The organism is Pseudazoarcus sp. NS34 (genome assembly GCF_059703725.1).
Genome location: NZ_BAAKIZ010000001.1, coordinates 437,224 through 460,242 on the forward strand (window position 1 = coordinate 437,224; position 23,019 = coordinate 460,242).

Genomic DNA, 23,019 nt, shown 5'->3' on the forward strand with positions numbered 1-23,019 from the left:
ACATCCAACACTTGTCCCTTTGTGGTCCGGCCGCCCGGATGCGAGCAACAAGTTGCTGAGCCACATTGGCCTCACCGAAAGAGCCCGACGCAAAGAGGTATGAATGAAATCATTAATGATAGTAATGAAGGAGCGCCGAGCGATCCTCGACACCCTTTATGAGGCGATCGGAAGCCGCTTCGAAGACTTTGAAATTTTGCGCCTGTCATCAGATGAACAGACACGCCTTCGCGGATCACTCAAAGCATATCCCCTTGAAAGCTTCGACCGAATCATCATCGCCTCGCGCATCAAGCGCTTGGCACCCCAAAAACGCTGGCTGGCAGAAATCCCGGGCGTCGTTTTTCTTGAGTACGACGCTTGGCAGAATTACGCAGAAGACAGCGAGTACAAGGGCGCGTACTCGACCCTCTACGCGGCCACCCCGGCGTGTCGCGTCATTTCCTCTGGCTATCAGACCACTCAAAAGCTATGTAGCGAGGGAGTGGACTGTGCTTTCGTTCCGAAAGGGTTCGACGATCGAGCCATCACAGACAGAATGATTGAGCGCGATATCCCCATTGCTTTCCTTGGTAGCACAACTCATGGGGACTACAAACGTCGCGTCGAAATGCTGGAGCGCATTGGGCAGAGTATCCCCCTGCACGTTGGGCGCACCGAATCCGGGGAAGAATATGTATCTACCTTGAACAGGATAAAAGTGTTTCTTAGCGCTGATTCCGGCATGGGCGAATACATGCTGAAGAACTTCGAGGCCATGGCAGCAGGCTGCCTGCTGCTTGTTCAAGATCAAGGGACGACCGAGAACAGCGCAATCGGTTTTAGAGATATGGAGAACGTCGTGCTCTATCGAAACGCGGAAGAAGCCGTAAGCAAATATCAAACGCTTCTATCTAACCCGGAACTAGCAACCAGAATCTCTAAAGCCGGCACTATCCTTGCACACAACAATCACGGTTTCTCAAAGTTGGGAATTGATATCGCAGAATCGATCCGCTCCCCAATGCGCGCTCTCCCGTCTACAGGAAAACACCCAAGGTTGCTATCCTCGCTTTTCGAGCGCTTGAGAAACGCCATAAATTGAATCACTGGGCGTGAGCACCCAGCCATCGCTCAGCATTCTCTCGATATGCTCTGGGCGCACCGTGCGCCCGTTTCCCGGAGTAAACGTTAGCTCACCTAGATAGACCACGCCATCGGACCCGATCAGAAAATCAACCCGGATAAAGTCATAGCCCTTACCAATAGCACACGCAGCCTCACGCATGATCCGCTGCTGATCAATGGAGCACTGCGCACCGTCAAGGCCGCCAAGAGCTTCCTCATAGCCTGACAGCGCCTGGAAATCTCCGTCCAACATGACCCGTACAAGCCCGCCCCTGACACCTGGAACTCCCTTCCGGATTGCGGCTGCAAGCGCTAACTGACCGCGAAATACAAAAAGATTGTAGGTGACAGACCTCTCCTCACCGCAAACGTCGACTTCCAGAAACACCCTAGCCTGAAAGGCGTTGTACCACCACTCTCCGTGCTCGATGCCGTAGCGCTTACCCAGCCATACACCGACAAGTCGTTCTAAACACTCCCTTTCAGTGTCAGCCATCGGAAAAGACACCCGGCGATACATGTCACTTCCATGACTAGCCTTCAAATAATAATTCCCAGCAGGGACCTGATCATTCCTTGGAAGCCGTGGCTCTTCTGACGACCACACTACTTGAGGAGCACCGACCCGGCGCAGCACAGCTTCGCCTACGATCCTGTTGATTTGAAGTTTATCCCCCGACTCTGGAACCTTGAAGCCCCACAAGAACTTGCGCCAAATAATCTTCTCGTTAAACGAGCGCGGGTTCAAAAGAGACGGGTAGGCACCGAACCGAATCCTGTAGTCACTGAAAGACTTCGCAATGGCAAAGAAGAGATCTGATCTTGAATAGAAATCAACTCCGCGCATGAAGCCTGGAAAGGAACGCGGATAGTCAAAAAAAGCCCCGGCATTCTTAAGCGCGCGAAGCTGTCTCGCAACCTCCGCGAAGGCGGGGAAGGTCCTCAATCGGCGAATAAACCTTTTCAACATGGCAACCTCAACATCGCCCTAGGCCTCAAAGTGCCCAATAACTCAGCTACAGTGAGCCCTGACCGAACAACTTTTGAGCGACCCTGCAGACGCGCCTTACGCCAACAAAAGGTCTCCATACGGTCTGCCCGAAAAAGCGAAAGGAAAAAAGCGGGCAGACTACCGCGCGCGGACCCCACGATGGGCGCCAGCGAAAATTCGGTTTGCGCCGCTTGGTAATAGTCACCACAGGAACCCCAAGAAACGATGCCATGTGGCCGTTGCCGGAATCGTTGGCAATCACTCCGCCAGACTCGTAGATGAACGCCGCGAGCGCGGCGATGCTGTCGGTTTTCGCGACTGGAAACTCCCCATTCAGCAGAAACTCCCAATGACCGCGAAAATCCGGATGGACAACCACAACCGGCTGCGCCCCCGCCCCCTGCAATCGACGCATAGCGGCAATGAAACCCCGTTCCGACCAGTTCTTAGAGTGATCTACCCCCCCTCCCGAATCGGGGCTGAAAACAATTCGGTTCTTATGGCGCCCCCTGATCAAACCCTCAGGCGCCCGTATCGGAATAACGCTCGACGAGCGTGGAAAGTTCATCGAGTTCAACACGTATGACGCGACAATCTCCGCAAATGTTGAGCCTTTGAAACTGCGATACTCAAGCCCAGAGGCTCCCGATGCCATCGCTTCGCACCATTCTGCCAACTCGCGCCCACGGGCTCTGGTGCGCCATCCCTTGAAATCAAACTCCTGCTGAGGCACCGGTGAGAAATTGAGCAGGAACCACCGAGACCTCAAGTATGCAAGGCGATCCTCAGGCAATCCTCTACAGAGTCGTACATCCCAGTAGCTAATGACGAAATCGTACGCTTCGAGACGATCAAGCATGTCATCGAGAAGGCAGATATCTACCCCTCCTTCTACCGAATCGAGGCTGTCGAGCCTGAAGGGATAGGCATTTAGGTCGATGAGCCAAGGCGCAATGGCCGTCGGAAGATGTCCATAGCAATCCACTTCAAAGCCATTGAGGCGCATATTCTGGGCAAGCAGAAGAAACACCAGGGCATCCCCGATCTTGTCGGGAAAGACCACAGCAAGACGCGGAAGCTTGCGCACGCCCGCAACAGGAAAAACGTCAGACTCAGCCACGTTGCTTGCAGAATGTCATTCGTTCGCGCAAGGCGAACCATTCATCCGAAAAATCTGCGGAAGCATACTCGGTGAAATACGGCCCACCAATCGTCCAGTGCACATTGCGGACATCGCTAGGGGGCTCGTCGTACTCTCCAACCAGCCAGTTCCAACGGACATCTAGCTCACCGATTTGCTCATCCTGCAACCACGTGAATCGATGCAGATCCATCGGCGAAGCGGTGTTCACGAACTGGGGAGTCACGATGCGGTTGGCGGGATGCTCGCAATTCCATGCCACAACCGAAGACCAGTTCTTTCTCGGATATTGATATTGGACCGTATCGAGAAACTTGATGCTGTCGCGTGGCGTGTAGTCATGCTTCACCACCGAAACAGCGAGCTCAGGATCGGCGCTCAATCCTTCGAATATCCCGGAAATATCGCACCGCAGCATCATGTCGCAGTCAAAGAATACGGCGTATCCTTGATATTCGCAGAGGTAGGGAACGAGAAAGCGTGTAAAGGAGAACTCGTTTGACTGCTTTGGATCGCGGTCGCGCGTGTATATGCCCTGCAAGTTCCGGATATTCAATGGCACGATTGAGACAGGCGCTGAAGACAACTCCATGATTGAATGGGCCATCGCATGCCACGCAATGCTTTCAACCGGATCGTAGCCGATGAAGACCTTCACCAATCTTGAACTCATCTGCACAGCCTCATAAAATTCTCCCGAAACACATCACACATCCTGAAACTCCACGCCGACCTGAGTATAAGTGCGTTTGATCGCATCAAGTTTTGGCACCAATTCAACCGCGTTCATTCCCACTGAAATCACTCTCACGTCAGCATTTTTGATCAGGACTCTAGAATAGATAAGTGCTGAGCTTGAAAACGAAATGATCATCCGATATCCCTTGGTGATCGCAAGAACTTCTGCGCTCAAGTCCGTCTGAACATTTTCAAAGTCCGCATCGTACAGACAGCGGTTGAGCTTCCGGCGAGGATGCTCAAGATAATCAATTCCTTCCAAGCCGGCGCTCTCGGCCAAACTTTTGATCCTTTCAACGATGCGTCGCTCCACTTCCGGCGTTTCAAAGTGGCTTCTAATGGTTGATTGCCCGACAACCAACGCACGATTCAGCTGGTCACAGGCAGCGCAGGGCAACGGAGCATCAGGCACCTGAAGCACCGTTGCGTGCAGTCGCCCCACTTCAGTCTCTTGGCCGGACAGAGCGTAAACGGCGGTCGTCAATGGCGCGCCATAACCCCTTGCGTCGTCAAGATTCGTGTAACGACGATCACCCAGCAGGCGGCGAGCACCGGCCTTAAGCCTGATCAACAGCTTCTCTGCCGAGCTGAACGGGCGATAGCGAACGCTACCGACGCCGTGAGGATAGAGACGGACAGCCACGGCTGCGCCTCGCGCCTGCAGCGCTCCGATCACACTGCAAACACTAGCGCTGTAATCCGCTGCGAATATAGTAATAGACAACATTTCTCGCGCGTCATCACAAACGAGCCGCGCAAGTTTTCGCGTGGTCATCAGGGACGTCGCGTACTCGCCCTCGTCATCGACAAATCTGACCTGAGCCCTGGACAATGTGGATGCGAGGTTGAACGCGCCATTTTTCTTGGCGTATAGAATGCAAGGCTCCGACTCTGGAATGGTCGCCATGATCTGGACGCAGACCATCGCCTCGAATTCCGTCCTGCAAAAGAATAAGTTGAGCATTCATTAATCCATATGCCGTCACGCTTTACCCTGCCGGCGCGCTAACGTCGTAAGGATCAGGAGCTCCGTTCTCGATCAGAGCCCCTGCCCAAGACAGCGATCGCGCATCGCTTTTGCGCCAGATCTATCAGGCCGGCACTTTCACCACCAACACGTCCTGCATGATCAGATACTGCAGATCCGATCCGAAGAACATGTTCAGCGCATCGGTTGGCGAGCAGATCATCGGTTCGCCGCGGCGGTTGAGCGAGGTGTTGAGCACCACGCCGTTGCCGGTGAGTTTCTCCATCTCGACCATCAGATCGTAGTAACGCGGGTTGTAGTCGCGCTTGAGGACCTGAGCGCGGGCGGTACCGTCTTCGTGCACGACTTCGGGCACGCGCGTCTTCCATTCTTCCTCAACCTCGAAGGTGAAGGTCATGAAGGGCGCGGGGTGGTCGGAGCCGAACATGCGCGGGCCGACGGTGTCGAGCATGCTCGGGCAGAACGGGCGCCAGCGTTCGCGGAACTTGATCTGTTCGTTGATGCGGTCGGCAACGCCGGGGGCGCTGGGGCAACCGATGATTGAACGGCCGCCAAGGGCGCGCGGGCCAAACTCCATGCGCCCCTGGAACCAGGCCACCGGGTGACCGTCGGCCAGCAACTGTGCGATGCGCTCGGGCACCTTGTCGATCAGCTTCCACTGCGGATTGGACGGGTGCCGAGCGCAGGCGGCGATGACGTCTTCGTTGCTGTAGGCCGGGCCGAGATAGACGTGCTCCATCTTCTCGACCGGCACGCCGCGCGCAACCGACACGTAGGACGCTGCGCCCACCGCCGTACCGGAGTCGCCCGAGGCAGGCTGCACGAACAGCTCGCGCACTTCGGGGCGGGAGATGATCTTCTGGTTGAGCTTGACGTTGAGCGCGCACCCTCCAGCGAAAGCGATGCGGCCGGTCTCGCGCAGGATGTCCCCGAGGTAGTACTCCATCATCTGCAGCGCAAGGTCTTCGAACAGCTTCTGCATGCTCGCGGCGTAATGGATGTAGGGGTCATCGGCGATGTCGCCGTGGCGCATCGGGCCGAGCCACTCGATCAGTTTGGGCGAGAAGTAGAAGCCCTTGCCCTTTTCCTTGTAGCGGCGGAAGCCGATCACATTGGCGTATTCGGTATTGATCACCAGCTCGCCGTTCTCGAACTTCGCCAGACGCGAGAAATCGTGGCGTGCGGCATCGCCATACGGCGCCATGCCCATCACCTTGTACTCGCCGTCGAGCATCTCGAAGCCGAGATATTCGGTGATCGCGCCATACAGGCCGCCGAGCGAATCCGGGTCGAAGAATTCCTTGATCTTGTGGATCTTGCCGTTCTCGCCCCAGCCGAAAAAGGTGGTGGCGTACTCACCCTTGCCGTCGATGCCCATGATCGCCGTCTTCTGCTGGAAGCCGGAGCAGTGATAGGCGCTGGAGGCGTGCGCGAGATGATGTTCCACCGGCACCAGTTCGACCTTCTTCAGGTCGAAGCCGAGCTGCTGCAGACACCATTCGATGCGCCGGCGGTAGCGGTGAAAGCGGCGATTGCCCATCAGAATGGCATCGAGCGCGCGATCCGGCGCATACCAATAACGCTGGGCGTAGCGCCAGCGTGCGGGGCCGAACAGGCTGATCGGAGCAAACGGAATAGCCACCACATCGACGTCCGATGGCTTGATGCCGGCGAATTCCAGGCAGAACTTCGCGGATTCGTATGGCATGCGCCCTTTCGCATGCTTATCGCGTACGAAGCGCTCTTCTTCGGCTGCTGCAATGAGCTTGCCGTCGATGTACAGCGCCGCCGACGGGTCGTGATTGAGCGCGCCGGACAGGCCGAGAATGGTCAGAGACAAGGGCAATCCTTTTCTTCGCCGCATCGCCGCGAGGCGAGGCCGGCTACATGTATGAAAAACCAGCCGGAATTATACAGGGGGCAGCGCGGCGAGCGACTCAGTGCGCCTCATCCCAATTGTCGCCCGCCCCAACCTCAACCAGCAGCGGCACCGACAACTCCGCCACACCGCCCATCAGCTTCGGCAGTTCGGCGCGAATGACATCCAGTTCGGAACTGGGCACTTCCAGCACCAGTTCGTCGTGCACCTGCAGCACCAGGCGCGACTTCAGCTTCTCGGCCAGCAGCCAGCCCTGCGTGGCGATCATGGCTTTCTTGATGAGATCGGCTGCCGTACCCTGCATCGGCGCGTTGATGGCGGCGCGCTCGGCGCCCTGGCGACGGCCGACCTGCTGGGCACGGATGTCGGGCAGGTAGAGGCGGCGGCCGAAGATGGTTTCGACGTAGCCCTTGTCCTTGGCCTCGGCCTTGGTGCGCTCCATGTAGTCGGCGACGCCGGGATAGCGGGCGAAGTAACGGTCGATCCAGCCCTGTGCGGCGCCGCGCTCGATGCCGAGGTTCTTCGCCAGACCGTGCGCGCTCATGCCGTAGATCAGGCCGAAGTTGATGACCTTGGCGTAGCGGCGCTGTTCGTTGGTGACTTCGGCGGCGGGCGCGCCGAACACCTCGGACGCGGTGGCGCGGTGCACATCTTCGCCCTGGGCGAAGGCTTCGAGCAGACGCTCGTCGCTCGACAGGTGAGCCATGATGCGCAGCTCAATCTGTGAGTAGTCGGCCGACACGATGACGTGATCGCGCGGCGCGATGAAAGCAGCGCGGATGCGGCGGCCTTCGGGCGTGCGGATGGGGATGTTCTGCAGGTTGGGATCCGAGCTCGACAGCCGGCCGGTGACGGCGACCGCCTGCGCGAAGCTGGTGTGCACGCGGCCGGTTTTCGGGTTGACCATGCGCGGCAGCTTGTCGGCATAGGTGCTCTTGAGTTTGGCGAACCCGCGGTGCTCGAGCAGCAGCTTGGGCAGCGGGTAGTCTTCGGCCAGTTGCGTGAGCACGTCTTCGTCGGTCGAGGGCTGGCCGGTGGCGGTCTTCTTGACCACCGGCAGGCCGAGCTTGCCAAACAGGATTTCGCCGAGCTGTTTGGGCGATCCGAGGTTGAATGGCTGACCGGCGAGTGACTGGGCTTCCAGCTCGAGATCGTGCAGGCGGCGGCCGAGTTCTTCCGAGTGCTGCGACAGCAGGAACGGGTCGATCAGCACGCCGGTGCGCTCCATTTCGAACAGCACCTGCATGGTCGGCAGTTCGATGTCGCGGTACAGCGCGGCGAGCTGCGCTTCGCGTGCAAGCTGACCGCCAAGGCGGCGGTGCAGGCGCAGCGTGATGTCGGCGTCCTCTGCCGCGTACTCAGTGGCGCGGTCGATGGCCACCTCATCAAAGCAGATCTGCTTGGCGCCTTTGCCGCACACGTCGGTATAGGGAATGGTGGTAATGCCCAGATGGCGCAGGGCAAGCGAATCCATGTCGTGCGACTTGTCGCTCTCCAGCACATAGGATTCGAGCAGCGTGTCCTCGACGATGCCGCGCAGGGCAATGCCGTGGTTCGCCAGCACATGGGCGTCGTACTTCAGGTTCTGGCCAAGCTTGGGGCGCTGGTCGGATTCCAGCCAGGGCTTGAGCCTGGCCAGCACCTCGTCAAACGGCAGCTGTTCGGGCGCGTCCGCGCCGCGATGGGCGAGCGGCAGATAGGCCGCCTTGCCGGGCTCGACCGAAAACGACATGCCGACGAGCTTCGCCAGCATCGGCTCAAGACTGGTGGTTTCGGTGTCAAAGGCGGTGAGTTCGGCGGCTTCGATGCGCGCAAACCAGGCGTCGAAGGCCTCCCACGTGAGGATGGTTTCGTACTCGCGGCCCAGGTCTTCGTCAGGAGCCGCCTCTTCGGTGGCAGCCACCACCGCGTCGGGCTTGCCGTCGCGATCGAGGTCGCGCAGCCAGCTTCGGAATTCCATGCGCTCGTAGAGCTTGCGCAAGCGCGCCTTGTCGTCGGAGCGCGCCGGCAGATCGGCCGGCTTGAAGGGCAGATCGAGGTCGAGCGCAACCGTCACCAGCTTGCGACCAAGCGGCAGAAAATCCAGGTGTTTGCGCAGGTTCTCGCCGACCTTGCCGCCGACCTTGTCGGCGTTGGCGACGATGGCATCGAGCGTGCCGTATTCGGTGAGCCACTTCACGGCGGTCTTGGGGCCGCATTTCTCCACGCCCGGCACGTTATCCACGGTGTCGCCGACCAGCGTCAGGTAATCGACGATGCGCTCCGGCGGCACGCCGAACTTCTCGGTCACGCCCGCGGTGTCGAGCACCTCTTCACTCATGGTGTTGACCCAGCGCACACCGGGCTGCACGAGTTGCGTGAGATCCTTGTCGCCGGTCGAGATCACCACTTCCCAGCCAGCCTCGACGGCCTGACGTGTGAGCGTGCCGATGACGTCATCGGCCTCCACGCCGTCCACCATCAGCAGCGGCCAGCCCTCGGCATCGACGCCTTCGTGCAGCGGCTCGATCTGCGCGCGCAGGTCATCCGGCATCGGCGGGCGGTGGGACTTGTATTCGGGATACCAATCATCGCGAAAGGTCTTGCCCTTGGCGTCGAAGACGCAGGCGCGATACTCTGCCGCGTACTCGTTCTCCAGGCGACGCAGCATCGACAGCACGCCGCGCACGGCTCCCGTCGGCTCACCGGCCGAATTGCGCAGGTCGGGCATCGCATGGAAAGCGCGGTAGAGATAACTGGAACCGTCTACGAGCAGCAGCGTGGGCATTTCTGGACTTCCTTGGCGGAGAAACCGCCGCCCGCAGCACGGGTCAAAAAACCGTGTCGGCGCATGACGACGAAAACAACAAGAGAACTACATGACGGCGAAAGAGAAAATCCCCGGCATTGTGCCCGGCAGTGACGCCCACAGCTTCAACGCCCGCGAATCCTGGCGGATTTTCGGGATTATGTCAGAGTTCGTCGAGGCCACGGAACGGCTCAACGCCATCCGCCCGGCCGTTTCGATCTTCGGCAGCGCGCGCACCCGCGCCGACCACCGTTACTTCGAACTGGCCGAAGACATCGCGCGCCAGTGCTCGGACGCCGGCTTCTCGGTGATCTCCGGTGGCGGCCCCGGCATCATGGAAGCGGCCAACAAGGGTGCCTTCCACGGCAAGAGCCCGTCGGTGGGTCTCAACATCCAGTTGCCGATGGAACAGCACGGCAACCCGTATCAGGACATCTCGCAAACCTTCAAGCACTTCTTCGCGCGCAAGTATTGCTTCGTGAAGTTCGCCGCGGCCTACGTGGTGCTGCCGGGCGGATTCGGCACGCTGGATGAACTGCTCGAAGTGCTGACGCTGATCCAGACGCGCAAGAGCCGCAGGATCCCCGTGATCCTCGTGCACCGCCCGTTCTGGGAAGGCCTGCTCGCCTGGTTCCGCGACCGCCTCATCGAAGAGGGCATGATCAACCCCGACGACATGGACCTCGTGCAGATCATCGACGAGCCGGCTGAAATCGTGGCGGCCATCTTCAAGCACTACGAGACACGTGGCTTCGAGATGCTGCCGGAAGAGCACGAGTTGATGCTGAACCTGTGACGGCGCGCCACAGGCTCACATCCGCCCGATGCCCGCTGCGCGCCAGCCGGGCCACCCCGCCCGTAAAACGCTAGAATGCATGCATTGCACGGAGACCGACATGACCCGCTTCCTGATGATCCTGCTGCTGGCCGTTTCACTGCCCGCCGCCGCCCAGATCCTCGAACCGCTTCCCCCACCGCCGCCCCCGCCGGAAGGCATGACCGACGATCCGGTCGAACCCGAAGTCACCATTCTTCAACGTGGCGGCGACGAGGTGCAGGAATACCGCATGAACGGCAAGCTCTATATGGTCAAGGTCACGCCGGCACATGGCGTGCCCTACTACCTTGTCGACCAGAAGGGCGATGGCGTGATGATCCGGCGCGATCAACGGCCCGAGTTGTCGGTGCCGATGTGGGTGATCAAATCCTGGTAAGCCGCAACTGACCGCGCGCCGATGTCGGTATTCACCCCCGTCAGCCATGACGATCTCGCCTGCTGGCTCGACAGCTTCGCCGTCGGTCGCCTCGTCGAGTTCGAAGGCATCGCAGCAGGCGTGCAGAACAGCAACTTCTTCGTCACGACCACCCTCGGGCGCTACGTGCTGACGCTGTTCGAAGCCATCCCGCGCGCCGATCTTCCCTACTACCTGTATCTCACCGCCCATCTGGCCCACCACGGCCTGCCCGTGCCGGCGCCGGTGGCCAACCGCCACAACGAATACCTCGGCACCCTGTCCGGTCGTCCCGCCGCGCTGGTGCGACGGCTCTCAGGCAAGTCCATCGACGAAGCCACGCCGGCGCAGTGCACCCGCGTCGGCGCCATGCTCGCCGGCCTGCATCGTGCAGGTCAGTCCTACGGCCGCCGCCAGCTCAATCCGCGCGGGGCGCAGTGGCGGGCCTCGGTCGCGCCAAACGTGCTGCCGCACTTGAACGCCGAAGAGGCCAGGCTGCTGCAGGCCGAACTCGCCTGGCAGGCCGAGCAGGACTTCTCTGTGCTGCCGCAGGGCGTGATCCATGCCGACCTGTTCCGCGACAACGTGTTGTGGGACGGCGAGCTGATCGGCGGCGTCATCGATTTCTATTTCGCCGGCAACGACGCACTGCTGTTTGACGTGGCGGTCACCGTGAACGACTGGTGTACGATGGCCGACGGCAGGCTCGACGCCGCGCGCAGCGCTGCGCTGCTCAGTGCCTACGGCGCCGAACGCGAGTTCACCGACGCCGAGCGCCGGCTTTGGCCGGCAGCGCTGCGTGCCGCAGCCCTGCGCTTCTGGCTGTCGCGCCTCGAGGACATGCACCTGCCGCGCGGCGGCGAGATGGTGCAGGTCAAGAACCCCGACGAGTTCCGCGTCATCCTGCAGCACCGGATCGCCGAAACTCCTCTGCTTCCTGCCGCCGCCTGAGGGCCGCGGCGCACACCCGACAGGAAAGAACCTCCTCACGATGCAAGCAAGACGCTTCCCCTTCCGCCAGGGCTGGCAATGGGTTGTCGAGGGCGCCAGGCTATGGCGCCGCAATCCGGCCCTGCTGATCTTCGCCTCCTTCACCTATCTGCTGCTGTTGCTGCTCATCAGCGCCATACCCACCATCGGCCAGCCGCTGGCTTATCTGCTGATGCCGATGATGTCGCTGGGCCTGCTCAACACCTGCCGCGCTGTCGATGAGGGCCGCAAGACCGGGCCCAACGTCCTGTTCTCCGGCTTTCAGCCCAAGCTGATGCCCAATCTGATGGCCATCGGCGGCATGTACTTCATCGGCACGATGGCGGTGGTGTACCTGACGATTCCCTTCGACGATGGTGCGCTGATGCGCATCCTGACCGGCGCCGAGCGTATCGACCCCGAAGGCCAGTTGCCTGATTTCGGCAACGCCCTGATTGCCGGCAGCCTGATGTCGCTGCCGGTGCTCGCGGCCTACTGGTTCGCGCCGATCCTTGCCGGATGGTGGCGCGTACCCGCCGGCAAGGCGCTGTTCTTCAGCCTCTATGCCTGCCTGCAGAACTGGCGGCCGCTGTTGCTGTTCGGTCTCACTCTGTTCCTGATGCTGGGTTTTCTACCGCGCATCCTGGTCAGCCTCGCGGCCATGATCGCGCCGCTGTTCTCGACCCTGCTTACGTTGATCCTGCCGCTGATCCTGCTGCCGATCACCTTTGCCAGCTTCTACGCCAACGCGCGCGACGTGTTCGGCTGGGACCAAGATGTACCGCCCGCCGGCTGAGGCCGCCCCGCTCGGACTGTTCGGCGGCACCTTCGACCCGATCCACAACGGCCACCTGCGGCTGGCCGAGGAAGCGCGCGAGGCGCTGGCACTGAGCGAGGTGTGCTTCATCCCCGCCGGCTCACCACCACACCGCGACACCCCGCAGACGCCGGCCGAACACCGGCTGGCAATGGTGCGCCACGCGATCACCGGCAACCCGTTGTTCTCCTGTGACGAGAGCGAAGTGCGCAGCACCGGACGCAGCTACACTGTGCTCACACTCGAACGCCTGCGTGCACAGCACGGCCAGCGTCCGCTCGTACTGCTGCTCGGCGCCGACGCCTTTCTCGGCCTGGCTAGCTGGCACCGCTGGCAGGACATTCTGCAGCTCACCCACCTCGCGGTGGCGGGCCGCCCCGGCCACTCTCCCGACGAGTTGCCCGACGCATTGCGCGCTGCGTTCGGCAAGCACATCAGCCGTGACCCGGTCTGCTTGCGCACGGCGCCTGCCGGCGAAATCGTTCGTTTCGACATGACTCCGCTGGCCATTTCAGCCACGGAAATCCGAGCAATGTTGTGCAACGGACGGAGCCCGCGTTATTTGCTCCCCCATTCCGTTGTCGACTATATTGCCGCCCACTCCCTGTACAGCAGCCCCTAATGGACATCAAGCAACTCGAAAAAACCGTCATCGACGCACTCGAAGACATCAAGGCGCGCGATATCGAAGTTATCGACACCTCTCGCCTGACGCCCCTGTTCGACCGCGTCGTGGTTGCCAGCGGCGACTCCAATCGTCAGACCCGTGCGCTCGCCCGCCACGTGCACGAGAAGGTCAAAGAGGCCGGCGGCGACGTCATCAGCATTGAAGGCGAAGAGAGCGGTGAGTGGGTGCTGGTCGATCTGGCCGACATCGTCGTACACATCATGCAGCCCGCCATCCGCAGCCATTACAACCTCGAGGAACTGTGGTCGGCCTCGCCGTCCCGCCGCCCCGCGCGCAAGGCCTGAGCCTGCAGTCCGGAGCAGCACGATGAAGCTGCTGCTGGTCGCCGTCGGCACGCGAATGCCCGGCTGGGTGGAAGCCGGATTCGACGAATTCGCCCGCCGCATGCCACGCGAGATGCCCCTTGAGCTGGTCGAAATCAAGGCTGAGCCGCGCACCACAGGCAAGACAGTGGATGCCATGCAGGCCGCCGAAGCCGCCCGCATCGAGGCTGCACTGCCGCCGCGCTGCCGCCGCGTAATCCTCGACGAACATGGCCGCGATCTCACCACCGTGGCACTGGCGGCCCGGCTGGAAACGTGGCGCGAAGGCGGCGAAGACGTGGCTCTGATCGTCGGCGGGCCGGACGGGCTGGCCGACAGCATCAAGAAATCTGCCCACGAGTCGATACGACTCTCAAGCCTCACGCTGCCGCACGCACTGGTACGCCCGCTGCTGGCCGAAGCGCTCTATCGCGCCTGGAGCGTGACCCGCAATCACCCCTACCACAGGGAATGAGCCCCGTCCGATGAGCCGACCCCGCATCTACCTCGCCTCCCGCAGCCCCCGCCGCCGCGAACTGCTGCGTCAGATTGACGTGGACTTCGACATGGTGCTGTTCCGTGAAGGCGAGCGTACCGACCTCGACGTGGACGAGACCCCGCTTGCCGGAGAGGACGTCGAAACCTATGTCGCACGTCTGGCGGTGATGAAAGCCGAGGCCGGCGCCCGTCGCGTGGCCATGCGCCAGCTCATCCGCCGCCCGGTGCTGGGCGCCGACACCACGCTGGAAGTGGACGGCGAAATCATTGGCAAGCCGGCCTCGCGCGATGACGCCGTGACCACACTGGAGCGCCTGTCGAACCGCAGTCATCGTGTGCTCACCGCCGTCGCCCTGTCCGACGGCAAGCGCACCGAACACGTCACGAACATCAGCGAAGTGCGCTTCCGCGAACTTTCGCGCGACGAGATCCTCCATTACGTCGCCAGCGGCGAGCCGATGGACAAGGCCGGCGCCTACGGCATCCAGGGCCGCGCCGCGATCTTCGTGGCGGACATCCGCGGCAGCCACAGCGGTATCATGGGTCTGCCGCTGTTCGAGACTGCACAGTTGCTCGCACGCTTCGGCCTGCCCGTACTTTGAGCGTCGTTCGATGAGCCATTCACAAGGCGCGCATGTCGCGCCTTGTGAATTTCCCATTGGGCATCAGGCATGAGTATCGAATTCCTCATCAACTGCACGCCGCAGGAAACGCGTGTGGCCGTCACCGAGCAAGGCGTGGTGCAGGAACTGCACGTCGAACGCACCGCCAACCGGGGCATCGTCGGCAATGTCTATCTCGGCCGCGTCGTGCGCGTGCTGCCGGGCATGCAGTCAGCCTTCATCGACATCGGGCTGGAGCGCACGGCTTTCCTGCATGTGGCCGATATCTGGAACGAGCGCGCCAACGGCGAGCCGGTGCGCAGCATCGAGCGACTGCTGGCCGAAGGTCAGAACATCACGGTGCAGGTGCTGAAAGACCCGCTGGGCACCAAGGGCGCGCGGCTGTCGACGCAGATCAGCCTGGCCGGCCGCATGCTGGTGTATCTGCCGCAGGACAAGCACATCGGCATTTCCCAGCGCATCGAGGATGAAACCGAGCGCGAACGCCTGCGCGAACGCCTCGGCGCGTTGATTCCCGCCGACGAGACCGGCGGCTACATCGTGCGCACCATGGCCGAAGCCGCCTCGGATGAGGAACTGGCCGCCGACATCGACTACCTGCGCAAGCTGTGGGCCGAGATCCGCAACCGCGCAACCGCCTCGCACCCACCCACGGTGCTGCACCAGGATCTCGATCTGGCGCACCGCGTGCTGCGTGATCTGGTCACCGACGACGTCGGCCGCATCCTGGTCGACTCGCGCGAAAACTATCAGCGTCTGCTCGCTTTCGCACGCGAGTACAGCCCAAAGGTGCTGCCGCTGCTGGCGCACTACAGCGGCGAGCGTCCGCTGTTTGACCTGCACAACGTCGAGGTCGAGATCGAAAAGGCGCTGGCGCGTCGCGTCGATCTCAAGTCCGGTGGCTACCTGATCTTCGATCAGACCGAGGCGATGACGACCATCGACGTGAACACCGGCGGCTTCGTCGGCGCACGCAACTTCGACGACACCATCTTCAAGACCAACCTCGAAGCCGCCCAGACCATTGCGCGCCAGCTGCGCCTGCGCAACCTCGGCGGCATCATCATCATCGACTTCATCGACATGGAAAACCTCGACCACCGCAATCAGGTGCTCGACGAGTTGAAGAAGGCGCTGGTGCGCGACCACACCAAGATGAGCGTCAACGGCTTCACCGGCCTCGGCCTGGTCGAGATGACGCGCAAGCGCACGCGCGAGTCGCTGACCCACCTGCTGTGCGAGCCCTGTGCCACCTGCGAGGGCCGCGGCGAGGTCAAGACCTCCCGCACCATGTGCTACGAGATCTTGCGTGAGCTGCTGCGCGAAGCGCGCCAGTTCAACGCCAAGGAATTCCGCCTGCTCGCCGCGCCGACGGTGGTTGACCTCTTCCTCGACGAGGAATCGCAGGCCCTCGCGATGCTGTCCGACTTCATCGGCAAGAAGATCTCGCTGCACCCCGAAGCCAGCTACACCCAGGAACAGTTCGACATCGTGCTGCTATGAGGGGCATCGATGCGCTGCTCGGCGTACTCGCCTCCGGGATCGGTCTGGCTGCTGCCCACGCCAGCGGCGTGGAGCTCGACCCGCTCAAGTCCGCTGCCGCCATAGCGTTCGCCGCACCGGCTTTCCTCGGATTCAAACGCACCACTCAACGCGTTGCAGGCGACACGCCAAACCCGGCTGCCGAACTGCTCTTCGCACTGCTGCTGCCGGCGCTGTTCCTGCTGGTGCTGGCGAGCGGTACCGATCACTTTGTGCGCGGCGCATGGAGCTGGCAATCCTTTGCCGCCGGCCTGCCATTTGCCCTGCTCGCCGCTTGCGTGCCTTTGGTGCGCGGCTTCGAGTCGCGCTCCGAAGATGTCGCCGCCGGACGCGCCACGCTGGCCGCCGCCATCACGCCGATGAATGCCAAACTGTGGCTGTTCGGCCTGTCGCTACCGGCCTATCTGTGGCTGGTGTTGCAGATCGGCCGCGACGCGCTGCCGCAAGCGTGTGGCGCAGCGCTGCTCTCGCTGCTGTTCTCGCTGCGCGCGGTGCGCGTGCTGCTGGAGGAGTTCGACGATGCCGACGAGCTTGTGCGTGCAACCCGCTTCACCGCATTTGCCGCTATCAGTGGCGGCATCTTGCTGATCGCCGGCTTCCTGCTCGCAGACCGCCTGCCTTTGTTCTGAAGGGAATCACGCCATGATCGGACGCATTACCGGAACGCTGCTTGAGAAATCGCCGCCGCAAATCGTCGTCGACGTCGGCGGAATCGGCTACGAGATCGACGTGCCGATGAGCACCTTCTACGGCTTGCCGGCCACCGGCCAGAAGGTGTCGCTGTTCACGCAATTCGTCGTGCGCGAGGACGCCCACCTGCTGTTCGGTTTTGCCAGCGCAGACGAGCGCGAGGCCTTTCGCCAGCTGCTCAAGGTCTCCGGCATTGGTGCGCGCACTGCGCTGGCCGTGCTGTCGGGCCTGTCGGTCAGCGATCTGGCGCAGGCCGTCACGCTGCAGGAAACCGGGCGGCTGGTGAAGATTCCTGGCATCGGCAAGAAGACCGCTGAACGCCTGCTGCTCGAGCTGCGCGACCGTCTCGGCAAGGCCCTGCCCACTCTTGCCACCTCGGCCGGCAGCGCCGCCCCCTCACCGGCCAATGACCGCAGCGACATCCTCAACGCACTGCTCGCACTCGGCTACAACGAACGCGAAGCGTTGACGGCGATGAAGGGACAGGCCGAAGACGTGTCGGTGTCCGACGGTATCCGGGCGGCGCTCAAGCTGCTGGCAAAGGCATAGTCGCGATGGGGGCCGAAAACTGCGGCGCCTTCGCATTTCGCCGCTGCTTCAGCGCGACCGGCGAAAGCGAACCGGCTAAACTCCGGTCATGATCGAAACCGACAAACTCGGCTCTGCCCCGCGCCTCGTTTCCGCTGCGCCGTCCGACCGGCAGGAGGACGCCGTCGAGCGCGCACTGCGCCCCAAGCGCCTGGCCGAATACGTCGGCCAGGCCAAGATCCGCGAGCAACTCGAAATTTTCATCTCCGCTGCGCGCAATCGCAACGAGGCGCTCGACCACGTATTGCTGTTCGGCCCGCCGGGTCTGGGCAAGACCACGCTGGCGCACATCGTCGCCGCCGAAATGGGCGTCAACCTGCGCCAGACTTCAGGCCCGGTGCTCGAGCGCGCCGGCGACCTGGCCGCGCTGCTGACCAACCTCGAACCGCACGACGTGCTGTTCATCGACGAGATCCATCGCCTCTCGCCGGTGGTCGAGGAAATCCTCTACCCCGCCCTCGAGGACTACCAGATCGACATCATGATCGGCGAAGGCCCGGCCGCGCGCTCGGTCAAGCTCGATCTGCCGCCCTTCACACTGGTCGGCGCCACCACCCGCGCCGGCATGCTGACCAACCCTCTGCGCGACCGTTTCGGCATCGTTTCGCGGCTGGAGTTCTACACGCCAGACGAGCTGCGCTACATCGTCAGCCGCTCCGCCAAACTGCTCAATGTCGAAGTCGAGGACGAGGGCGCCTTCGAGATCGCACGTCGCTCACGCGGCACGCCGCGCATCGCCAACCGCCTGCTGCGCCGCGTGCGCGACTACGCCGAAGTGAAGGCTGGTGGCCGCGTCACGGCGGCCGTGGCGGATGCTGCGCTGGAAATGCTGGAGGTCGACCAGCTCGGTCTGGACATGATGGACCGCAAGCTGCTCATGGCCATGCTGGAGAAATTCGACGGCGGCCCGGTCGGGCTCGACAACCTGGCCGCGGCCATCGGCGAGGCCGGTGACACCATCGAAGACGTGCTCGAACCCTATCTGATCCAGCAGGGCTACCTGCAGCGCACGCCGCGCGGACGCGTGGCCACGGCTGCGATCTGGCGTCACTTCGGCCTCACACGCCCGGGGCGCGACGACCTCTTCAACGGGGATTGAAATGCGCTTCTTCCTCGCTTTCGCGATCGTCGCATGCGTCGCGGGCGGGGCCTGGCTGTGGCAAGTGCAGGATTTCTACTGGCCTGCGCGCGGCGACCCAGCGCTGGCCATGCACCTGAGCGGCAACACCGCCCGGCTGCTCGGCGCGGGCTTGTTCGCGATCGGTGGGCTGGGCGTGATGGCGGTGCTGCAGGCGCGGCATGGTGGGGTTGCCGGCAAGCCTTGGCAGTACGCCTACTTCGCGCTGGCCATGCTCGCTGTCGGTTTGGTAGCGGCAGCCTCGTGGCAAGGTGAAATCGTGCCGAACCCGGAATCAAGCGCAGCACGACCCTCACGCTAACGCTGAAAAACGCCTAGCTCTTTACCTCAGCCGGCTCGCAGCTGCACTTGCCGCAAGCTCCACAACCTTGCTTGGCAACGGGCGGTGTATCGCGCTCATCCGCTGAAGCTCGCTGCGCGGCTTGCGCGGGCGCGTAGGCAACGGGTGCGACGGGGACGGAAGACTCGGGCTTTTCATTCATGGCAACTCACCGACAGTGACGCGGCACAACGCCGCATCTCCTATCCTGAGCTTCCTGCCGATTGCAGATGTTGAGCCAGCTCAAACTCCGCGTCAGCCAATCTGGACTGCAAGCCCCTTGAGATATTCCCCTTCCGGCACGGCCAAGCCAACCGGATGATCCGGCCCTGCCGACAGTCGGTGCAGGATGCGCGCATCTACACCCGCGTCCACCGCCGCGCCAGCGACGATCTTCTGGAACAGCTCATGGCCGATGCCGCCGGAACACGAGTAGGTCATCAGGATGCCGCCCGGCGCGAGCAGGCGGAAGCCGAACAGGTTGATGTCCTTGTAGGCGCGCGCAGCGCGGTCGGCGTGCGCCGCAGAGGGCGCAAACTTTGGCGGGTCGAGCACGATCAGGTTGAAACGCTCGCCGGCCGCCTTGAGTTCGCGCAAGGCTTCGAAAACATCGGCCTGACGCCACTCGGCGCGTGCGGCATCGAGCTGGGAATTCATCGCGAGGTTGGCGCGACCACCTTCCAGCGCCGGGCCGGACGAATCAATCGACAACACTGAGGCCGCCCCGCCAGCCAAGGCCTGCAACGAGAAGCCACCGGTGTAGCAGAAACAGTTGAGTACGCGCCGCCCAGAAGCCAGACGGCCGGTGAGCAAGCGGTTGTCGCGCTGGTCGAGGTAGAAGCCGGTCTTGTGTCCACCGACCACATCCACACCCAGGCGCACGCCATTCTCGACGATGGACAGCTGCTCCGGCAGCTCACCATGCACGCAGCCGGTGACCGGGCCGAGCCCTTCGAGACCGCGCACGTCGGAGTCGGATCGCTCATACACCGCGGCACAGCCGGTAGCCTGCACCAGGCCGGCAACGATGGCCTCTCGCCACTTGTCGGCCCCGGCGCTGGTGAGTTGCAGCACGATCACATCGCCGTAGCGATCGGCAATCACCCCGGGCAGACCGTCGGACTCACCGTGGATCAGCCGCATACCCTCTTCGGACCCGATCAGCGGGTGGCTCAGGCGGCGCGCAACGGCAGCGGCGACAGCGCGCTTGAAGAAGGCGTGATCAATCGTCACCTCCGCGTCGAAGCTCCACATTCGCGCACGGATCTGCGATTCCGGCGACCACGCTGCACGACCGAACAGCTTGCCGTCGGTACTCAGCACTTCGACCGTGTCGCCCGGCCGCGCCCGCCCTTCCAGACGCCCGACCGAACCGGCGAAAATCCACGGATGGCGACGCATCAGCGAGCGCTCTTTGCCGGGATTGAGGATCAGACGTGCCATGGGGACTTCCTAGGGTGTATCGAGGGCGCGAGTCTACCGTAGGTGGCGATGCGCGCAGCGAATTGCAACGATCAGGCGCCTTCGGCTCTGCCTGCGCTACTTTCGCCTGGCGCGCGGGTGGGCGGCGTCGTACACCTTGGCCAGATGCTGGAAATCGAGGTGGGTATACACCTGCGTGCTGCGAATGCTGGCGTGACCGAGCAATTCCTGCACGGCGCGCAGATCGCCGCTGGACTGCAATACATGGCTCGCGAAACTGTGGCGCAGCATGTGTGGATGGACATGCACACCCAGGCCGCGCTGCTGCGCCCAGCGCCCCAGGCGCGTACGCACGGCACTGGGCGTCATGCGGGTACCAGTGCGCGTGAGAAACAGTGCCGGCTCGTCGCCGCGCACCCAGTTCGGGCGCTCCGCCAGCCAGGCTTGCAGGGCGTCTAGCGCCATTCCGCCAATCGGCACCGCACGCATCTTGCCGCGCTTGCCGAGCACGGTGACCATGGCATCGGCGCGGTCAACACCGGCGTCAATGTCGAGCGAAGTCAGTTCCGACAAACGCAGGCCAGAGGAATAGAACAGCTCGAACATGGCGCGATCGCGCACTTCCAGCGCGTCAGTCGGCTCGCCGTCGAGCAGCGCTGCCGTCTGATCGGGCGACAGCGCCTTTGGCAAGCGTAACGGCGCCTTGGGCGGGCGCACGTTCTCAACGGGATTCGCAGCGAGGCCGCGATGGCGCGTCATCCAGCGGTAGAAGCCGCGCCACGAAGACAAGGCACGCCCGATCGAACGGCTGCCCAGCCCGGCCGCATGCAAGCGCCCGGCCATGCGGCGAATGTCATGCACAGCCAGTTCAGGCAGTGTTCGCGGAGCCGCAAACTCGACCAGGCGAGTCAGATCTCGGCGATAGGCCTGCAGTGTCAGCGGGGCAGCACGACGCTGACTGGCGAGCCAGCTCAACCACGCTTCGACGTCTTCCGGCAGAGGACAGACGTCTGGCGAATCCATGTCAGCCGAGCAGGCGGCGCAGCGCCGCGGCCAGCGTTTCACCCAGGCGCTCGAGGAACAGGGTGCCCATGTCTGGGTAGAAGCGCTCGGGCTCTTCACTGGCCAGCGCCAGCATGCCCAGAGCCTGGCCGTCGCAGCGCAGCGGAATCAAGGCCACCGAGCGAATGTGTGCGGAGGCCTCACCGAACCACGCCAAAGCCTCGAGATTCGCTGGCGCCCCACAGTACGGGCGACGCATCTCGGCGGTCTGGAAGCGCAGTTCCTCACTGACCGCCTCAAACACTTCCCCATCGGCCGGCACGGCCGCGTCCCATACCCGCACAGCCACATGCGGCACGCGGAAATCATCATGCAGGCTCTGCAACACCGCCTGATGCAAGGTCGGAAACTGTTCGGCCGCAATCAGGGCCAGCACGAGGCGATGCAGCTTGGTGCCGATCTCATCGTTCTCTTCACCAAAGCGGATCAGCTCGGCGAGCTTGACTTCGAGCAGGCGGATCTTGTCGCGCAGCGCATGCAACTGGCGCTCGGCCAGCGATATGGCTTGGCCACCATGCGGATGCGGCACGGTGACTTCGACAAAGATGTCGCCATGCTCGACGAGAAAATCGGGATGTTCACGCAGATATCGCGCGACCTGTTCAGCGTCCATCGGAGCACTCCTGTTTGCAGCGACGATCAAGCGTCGGGCAGCGTGATTTCACCTTCAAATACGGTTACGGCCGGGCCGGTCATGAACACTGGAGCGCCGCGCCCGTTCCAGGCGATGGACAGTTCGCCTCCGTGGGTCTGGACCTGCACCGGCGACTGCAGCACGCCGCGCAGAACGCCCGCCACAACTGCCGCGCAGGCGCCCGTGCCACAGGCCAGCGTCTCACCCGCGCCGCGCTCGAACACGCGCAGGCGGATGCGGTGGGCATCGACGATCTGCATGAAGCCCGCATTGACGCGCGCCGGGAAGCGGCTGTGGCGTTCGATCAGAGGGCCCTCAACAGCGACCGGGGCGGTGTCGACATCGTCCACAATCTGCACAGCGTGCGGATTGCCCATCGATACGGCAGTAATGGCTGCGAACGAACCATCCTGCAGTTCGAGCGGCTGCACGACCTCGTCCGAATCGGAGACAAAGGGCACGCGCGCCGACTCGAGTACCGGCACGCCCATGTCGACCGTCACCAGACCGTCGTCCTCAAGCCGCGGCTCAATCACGCCACTGCATGTCTCCACGCGGATCGTGCGCTTGGAAGTGAGGCCTTTCTCGTGCACGAAGCGCACGAAGCAACGCGCGCCGTTGCCGCACTGTTCCACCTCGCCGCCGTCGGCATTGAAGATGCGGTAGCGAAAATCGACGTCAGTGCGCGTCGCCGGCTCGACCACCAGCAATTGATCGCAGCCGATGCCGAAATGGCGATCAGTAATCGCCCGGACCCGCTCGGGCGGCAAAGCGACGGGCGCAGCGGTAGCATCGATCACGACGAAGTCGTTACCGAGTCCGTGCATTTTGGTGAAACGCAACTGCATGTGGAATCCGTGAGT

The 23,019-nt window shown here is 62.5% G+C and carries 24 protein-coding genes; 14 read left to right on the top strand and 10 right to left on the bottom strand.

All coding sequences use genetic code 11. The annotated features are described in order from the left end of the window. Positions 1 to 103: 103 nt before the first annotated feature. Positions 104 to 1,084 (top strand): glycosyltransferase family protein, encoded by a 981-nt coding sequence (locus tag AC6H0N_RS02165; protein WP_497572407.1) that lies wholly within the window; start codon positions 104 to 106, stop codon positions 1,082 to 1,084. Here the strand turns inward: AC6H0N_RS02165 and AC6H0N_RS02170 are convergent. From AC6H0N_RS02170 to polA, 6 genes are all read right to left on the bottom strand, one after another. After that, positions 1,043 to 2,077, bottom strand: coding sequence for an ATP-grasp fold amidoligase family protein (locus AC6H0N_RS02170; protein ID WP_497572408.1), 1,035 nt, complete (start codon positions 2,075 to 2,077; stop codon positions 1,043 to 1,045). The genes AC6H0N_RS02165 and AC6H0N_RS02170 overlap by 42 nt on opposite strands. A 46-nt stretch (positions 2,078 to 2,123) precedes the next feature. Next, positions 2,124 to 3,218, bottom strand: coding sequence for a glycosyltransferase family 9 protein (locus tag AC6H0N_RS02175; RefSeq protein WP_497572409.1), 1,095 nt, complete (start codon positions 3,216 to 3,218; stop codon positions 2,124 to 2,126). Continuing rightward, positions 3,211 to 3,897 (bottom strand): hypothetical protein, encoded by a 687-nt coding sequence (locus tag AC6H0N_RS02180; RefSeq protein ID WP_497572410.1) that lies wholly within the window; start codon positions 3,895 to 3,897, stop codon positions 3,211 to 3,213. Before AC6H0N_RS02180 ends, AC6H0N_RS02175 begins: the two co-directional genes overlap by 8 nt. A 48-nt stretch (positions 3,898 to 3,945) precedes the next feature. Then, the gene (locus AC6H0N_RS02185) at positions 3,946 to 4,941 is read right to left on the bottom strand and encodes a hypothetical protein (RefSeq protein WP_497572411.1); all 996 of its coding nucleotides are present in this window, start codon (positions 4,939 to 4,941) and stop codon (positions 3,946 to 3,948) included. Positions 4,942 to 5,068: 127 nt separating this feature from the next. Further along, entirely contained in the window at positions 5,069 to 6,805 is a 1,737-nt protein-coding gene (locus AC6H0N_RS02190) for a carbamoyltransferase family protein (protein WP_497572412.1), read from the bottom strand. A gap of 97 nt (positions 6,806 to 6,902) precedes the next feature. Continuing rightward, the gene (polA, locus tag AC6H0N_RS02195; RefSeq protein WP_497572413.1) at positions 6,903 to 9,611 is read right to left on the bottom strand and encodes a DNA polymerase I; all 2,709 of its coding nucleotides are present in this window, start codon (positions 9,609 to 9,611) and stop codon (positions 6,903 to 6,905) included. Between the two features lie 91 nt (positions 9,612 to 9,702). Here polA and AC6H0N_RS02200 point away from each other — a divergent pair, with 91 nt between their 5' ends. The 13 genes from AC6H0N_RS02200 to AC6H0N_RS02260 all read left to right on the top strand — a co-directional run bounded on the left by AC6H0N_RS02200 (position 9,703) and on the right by AC6H0N_RS02260 (position 19,020). Beyond that, positions 9,703 to 10,428, top strand: a complete 726-nt coding sequence (locus AC6H0N_RS02200; RefSeq protein WP_497572414.1) for an LOG family protein — start codon at positions 9,703 to 9,705, stop codon at positions 10,426 to 10,428. Between the two features lie 100 nt (positions 10,429 to 10,528). After that, positions 10,529 to 10,846 carry a DUF2782 domain-containing protein gene (locus tag AC6H0N_RS02205; protein WP_497572415.1) on the top strand — a complete coding sequence of 106 codons (318 nt, stop codon included), beginning with the start codon at positions 10,529 to 10,531 and terminating at the stop codon, positions 10,844 to 10,846. Positions 10,847 to 10,867: 21 nt separating this feature from the next. Further along, positions 10,868 to 11,815: a homoserine kinase gene (locus tag AC6H0N_RS02210; RefSeq protein WP_497572416.1), complete on the top strand. Its 948-nt coding sequence runs from the start codon at positions 10,868 to 10,870 to the stop codon at positions 11,813 to 11,815. Between the two features lie 40 nt (positions 11,816 to 11,855). Beyond that, positions 11,856 to 12,629: a BPSS1780 family membrane protein gene (locus AC6H0N_RS02215; protein WP_497572417.1), complete on the top strand. Its 774-nt coding sequence runs from the start codon at positions 11,856 to 11,858 to the stop codon at positions 12,627 to 12,629. Beyond that, positions 12,610 to 13,272: a nicotinate-nucleotide adenylyltransferase gene (nadD, locus tag AC6H0N_RS02220; protein WP_497572418.1), complete on the top strand. Its 663-nt coding sequence runs from the start codon at positions 12,610 to 12,612 to the stop codon at positions 13,270 to 13,272. Before AC6H0N_RS02215 ends, nadD begins: the two co-directional genes overlap by 20 nt. Further along, positions 13,272 to 13,622: a ribosome silencing factor gene (gene rsfS / locus AC6H0N_RS02225; RefSeq protein WP_497572419.1), complete on the top strand. Its 351-nt coding sequence runs from the start codon at positions 13,272 to 13,274 to the stop codon at positions 13,620 to 13,622. The genes nadD and rsfS overlap by 1 nt, the downstream gene beginning before the upstream one ends. Before the next feature lie 22 nt (positions 13,623 to 13,644). Beyond that, on the top strand, positions 13,645 to 14,115 hold the full coding sequence (rlmH, locus tag AC6H0N_RS02230; protein WP_497572420.1) for a 23S rRNA (pseudouridine(1915)-N(3))-methyltransferase RlmH: 471 nt from the start codon (positions 13,645 to 13,647) through the stop codon (positions 14,113 to 14,115). Between the two features lie 10 nt (positions 14,116 to 14,125). After that, on the top strand, positions 14,126 to 14,740 hold the full coding sequence (locus tag AC6H0N_RS02235) for a Maf family protein (protein ID WP_497572421.1): 615 nt from the start codon (positions 14,126 to 14,128) through the stop codon (positions 14,738 to 14,740). Positions 14,741 to 14,809: 69 nt separating this feature from the next. Further along, the gene (gene rng / locus AC6H0N_RS02240) at positions 14,810 to 16,264 is read left to right on the top strand and encodes a ribonuclease G (RefSeq protein ID WP_497572422.1); all 1,455 of its coding nucleotides are present in this window, start codon (positions 14,810 to 14,812) and stop codon (positions 16,262 to 16,264) included. After that, a complete protein-coding gene (locus AC6H0N_RS02245; protein WP_497572423.1) occupies positions 16,261 to 16,932 on the top strand; it encodes a hypothetical protein in 672 nt (223 codons plus the stop codon). The genes rng and AC6H0N_RS02245 overlap by 4 nt, the downstream gene beginning before the upstream one ends. Positions 16,933 to 16,945: 13 nt before the next feature. Then, positions 16,946 to 17,542 carry a Holliday junction branch migration protein RuvA gene (gene ruvA / locus AC6H0N_RS02250; RefSeq protein WP_497572424.1) on the top strand — a complete coding sequence of 199 codons (597 nt, stop codon included), beginning with the start codon at positions 16,946 to 16,948 and terminating at the stop codon, positions 17,540 to 17,542. 88 nt (positions 17,543 to 17,630) lie between these two features. After that, a complete protein-coding gene (ruvB, locus tag AC6H0N_RS02255) occupies positions 17,631 to 18,680 on the top strand; it encodes a Holliday junction branch migration DNA helicase RuvB (protein WP_497572425.1) in 1,050 nt (349 codons plus the stop codon). Between the two features lies 1 nt (position 18,681). Further along, positions 18,682 to 19,020 carry a hypothetical protein gene (locus AC6H0N_RS02260; protein WP_497572426.1) on the top strand — a complete coding sequence of 113 codons (339 nt, stop codon included), beginning with the start codon at positions 18,682 to 18,684 and terminating at the stop codon, positions 19,018 to 19,020. A gap of 273 nt (positions 19,021 to 19,293) precedes the next feature. Here the strand turns inward: AC6H0N_RS02260 and AC6H0N_RS02265 are convergent, their stop codons facing one another. The 4 genes from AC6H0N_RS02265 to dapF form a co-directional block, all read right to left on the bottom strand. Beyond that, the gene (locus tag AC6H0N_RS02265; RefSeq protein WP_497572427.1) at positions 19,294 to 20,481 is read right to left on the bottom strand and encodes a class I SAM-dependent rRNA methyltransferase; all 1,188 of its coding nucleotides are present in this window, start codon (positions 20,479 to 20,481) and stop codon (positions 19,294 to 19,296) included. A gap of 96 nt (positions 20,482 to 20,577) precedes the next feature. Continuing rightward, on the bottom strand, positions 20,578 to 21,483 hold the full coding sequence (xerC, locus tag AC6H0N_RS02270) for a tyrosine recombinase XerC (RefSeq protein ID WP_497572428.1): 906 nt from the start codon (positions 21,481 to 21,483) through the stop codon (positions 20,578 to 20,580). 1 nt (position 21,484) lies between these two features. Continuing rightward, positions 21,485 to 22,135: a DUF484 family protein gene (locus AC6H0N_RS02275; protein ID WP_497572429.1), complete on the bottom strand. Its 651-nt coding sequence runs from the start codon at positions 22,133 to 22,135 to the stop codon at positions 21,485 to 21,487. A 26-nt stretch (positions 22,136 to 22,161) separates the two neighbouring features. Then, the gene (gene dapF, locus AC6H0N_RS02280) at positions 22,162 to 23,004 is read right to left on the bottom strand and encodes a diaminopimelate epimerase (protein WP_497572430.1); all 843 of its coding nucleotides are present in this window, start codon (positions 23,002 to 23,004) and stop codon (positions 22,162 to 22,164) included. Positions 23,005 to 23,019: the final 15 nt, after the last annotated feature.

What these genes read in the sequence shown, in the direction of transcription:
- AC6H0N_RS02165 (WP_497572407.1), top strand. Translation starts at nt 104, where the DNA reads ATGAAATCATTAATGATAGTAATGAAGGAGCGCCGAGCGATCCTCGAC.
- AC6H0N_RS02170 (WP_497572408.1), bottom strand. Translation starts at nt 2,077, where the DNA reads ATGTTGAAAAGGTTTATTCGCCGATTGAGGACCTTCCCCGCCTTCGCG.
- AC6H0N_RS02185 (WP_497572411.1), bottom strand. Translation starts at nt 4,941, where the DNA reads ATGCTCAACTTATTCTTTTGCAGGACGGAATTCGAGGCGATGGTCTGC.
- polA (WP_497572413.1), bottom strand. Translation starts at nt 9,611, where the DNA reads ATGCCCACGCTGCTGCTCGTAGACGGTTCCAGTTATCTCTACCGCGCT.
- AC6H0N_RS02200 (WP_497572414.1), top strand. Translation starts at nt 9,703, where the DNA reads ATGACGGCGAAAGAGAAAATCCCCGGCATTGTGCCCGGCAGTGACGCC.
- AC6H0N_RS02205 (WP_497572415.1), top strand. Translation starts at nt 10,529, where the DNA reads ATGACCCGCTTCCTGATGATCCTGCTGCTGGCCGTTTCACTGCCCGCC.
- AC6H0N_RS02210 (WP_497572416.1), top strand. Translation starts at nt 10,868, where the DNA reads ATGTCGGTATTCACCCCCGTCAGCCATGACGATCTCGCCTGCTGGCTC.
- AC6H0N_RS02215 (WP_497572417.1), top strand. Translation starts at nt 11,856, where the DNA reads ATGCAAGCAAGACGCTTCCCCTTCCGCCAGGGCTGGCAATGGGTTGTC.
- nadD (WP_497572418.1), top strand. Translation starts at nt 12,610, where the DNA reads ATGTACCGCCCGCCGGCTGAGGCCGCCCCGCTCGGACTGTTCGGCGGC.
- rsfS (WP_497572419.1), top strand. Translation starts at nt 13,272, where the DNA reads ATGGACATCAAGCAACTCGAAAAAACCGTCATCGACGCACTCGAAGAC.
- rlmH (WP_497572420.1), top strand. Translation starts at nt 13,645, where the DNA reads ATGAAGCTGCTGCTGGTCGCCGTCGGCACGCGAATGCCCGGCTGGGTG.
- AC6H0N_RS02235 (WP_497572421.1), top strand. Translation starts at nt 14,126, where the DNA reads ATGAGCCGACCCCGCATCTACCTCGCCTCCCGCAGCCCCCGCCGCCGC.
- rng (WP_497572422.1), top strand. Translation starts at nt 14,810, where the DNA reads ATGAGTATCGAATTCCTCATCAACTGCACGCCGCAGGAAACGCGTGTG.
- AC6H0N_RS02245 (WP_497572423.1), top strand. Translation starts at nt 16,261, where the DNA reads ATGAGGGGCATCGATGCGCTGCTCGGCGTACTCGCCTCCGGGATCGGT.
- ruvA (WP_497572424.1), top strand. Translation starts at nt 16,946, where the DNA reads ATGATCGGACGCATTACCGGAACGCTGCTTGAGAAATCGCCGCCGCAA.
- ruvB (WP_497572425.1), top strand. Translation starts at nt 17,631, where the DNA reads ATGATCGAAACCGACAAACTCGGCTCTGCCCCGCGCCTCGTTTCCGCT.
- AC6H0N_RS02260 (WP_497572426.1), top strand. Translation starts at nt 18,682, where the DNA reads ATGCGCTTCTTCCTCGCTTTCGCGATCGTCGCATGCGTCGCGGGCGGG.
- AC6H0N_RS02265 (WP_497572427.1), bottom strand. Translation starts at nt 20,481, where the DNA reads ATGGCACGTCTGATCCTCAATCCCGGCAAAGAGCGCTCGCTGATGCGT.
- xerC (WP_497572428.1), bottom strand. Translation starts at nt 21,483, where the DNA reads ATGGATTCGCCAGACGTCTGTCCTCTGCCGGAAGACGTCGAAGCGTGG.
- AC6H0N_RS02275 (WP_497572429.1), bottom strand. Translation starts at nt 22,135, where the DNA reads ATGGACGCTGAACAGGTCGCGCGATATCTGCGTGAACATCCCGATTTT.
- dapF (WP_497572430.1), bottom strand. Translation starts at nt 23,004, where the DNA reads ATGCAGTTGCGTTTCACCAAAATGCACGGACTCGGTAACGACTTCGTC.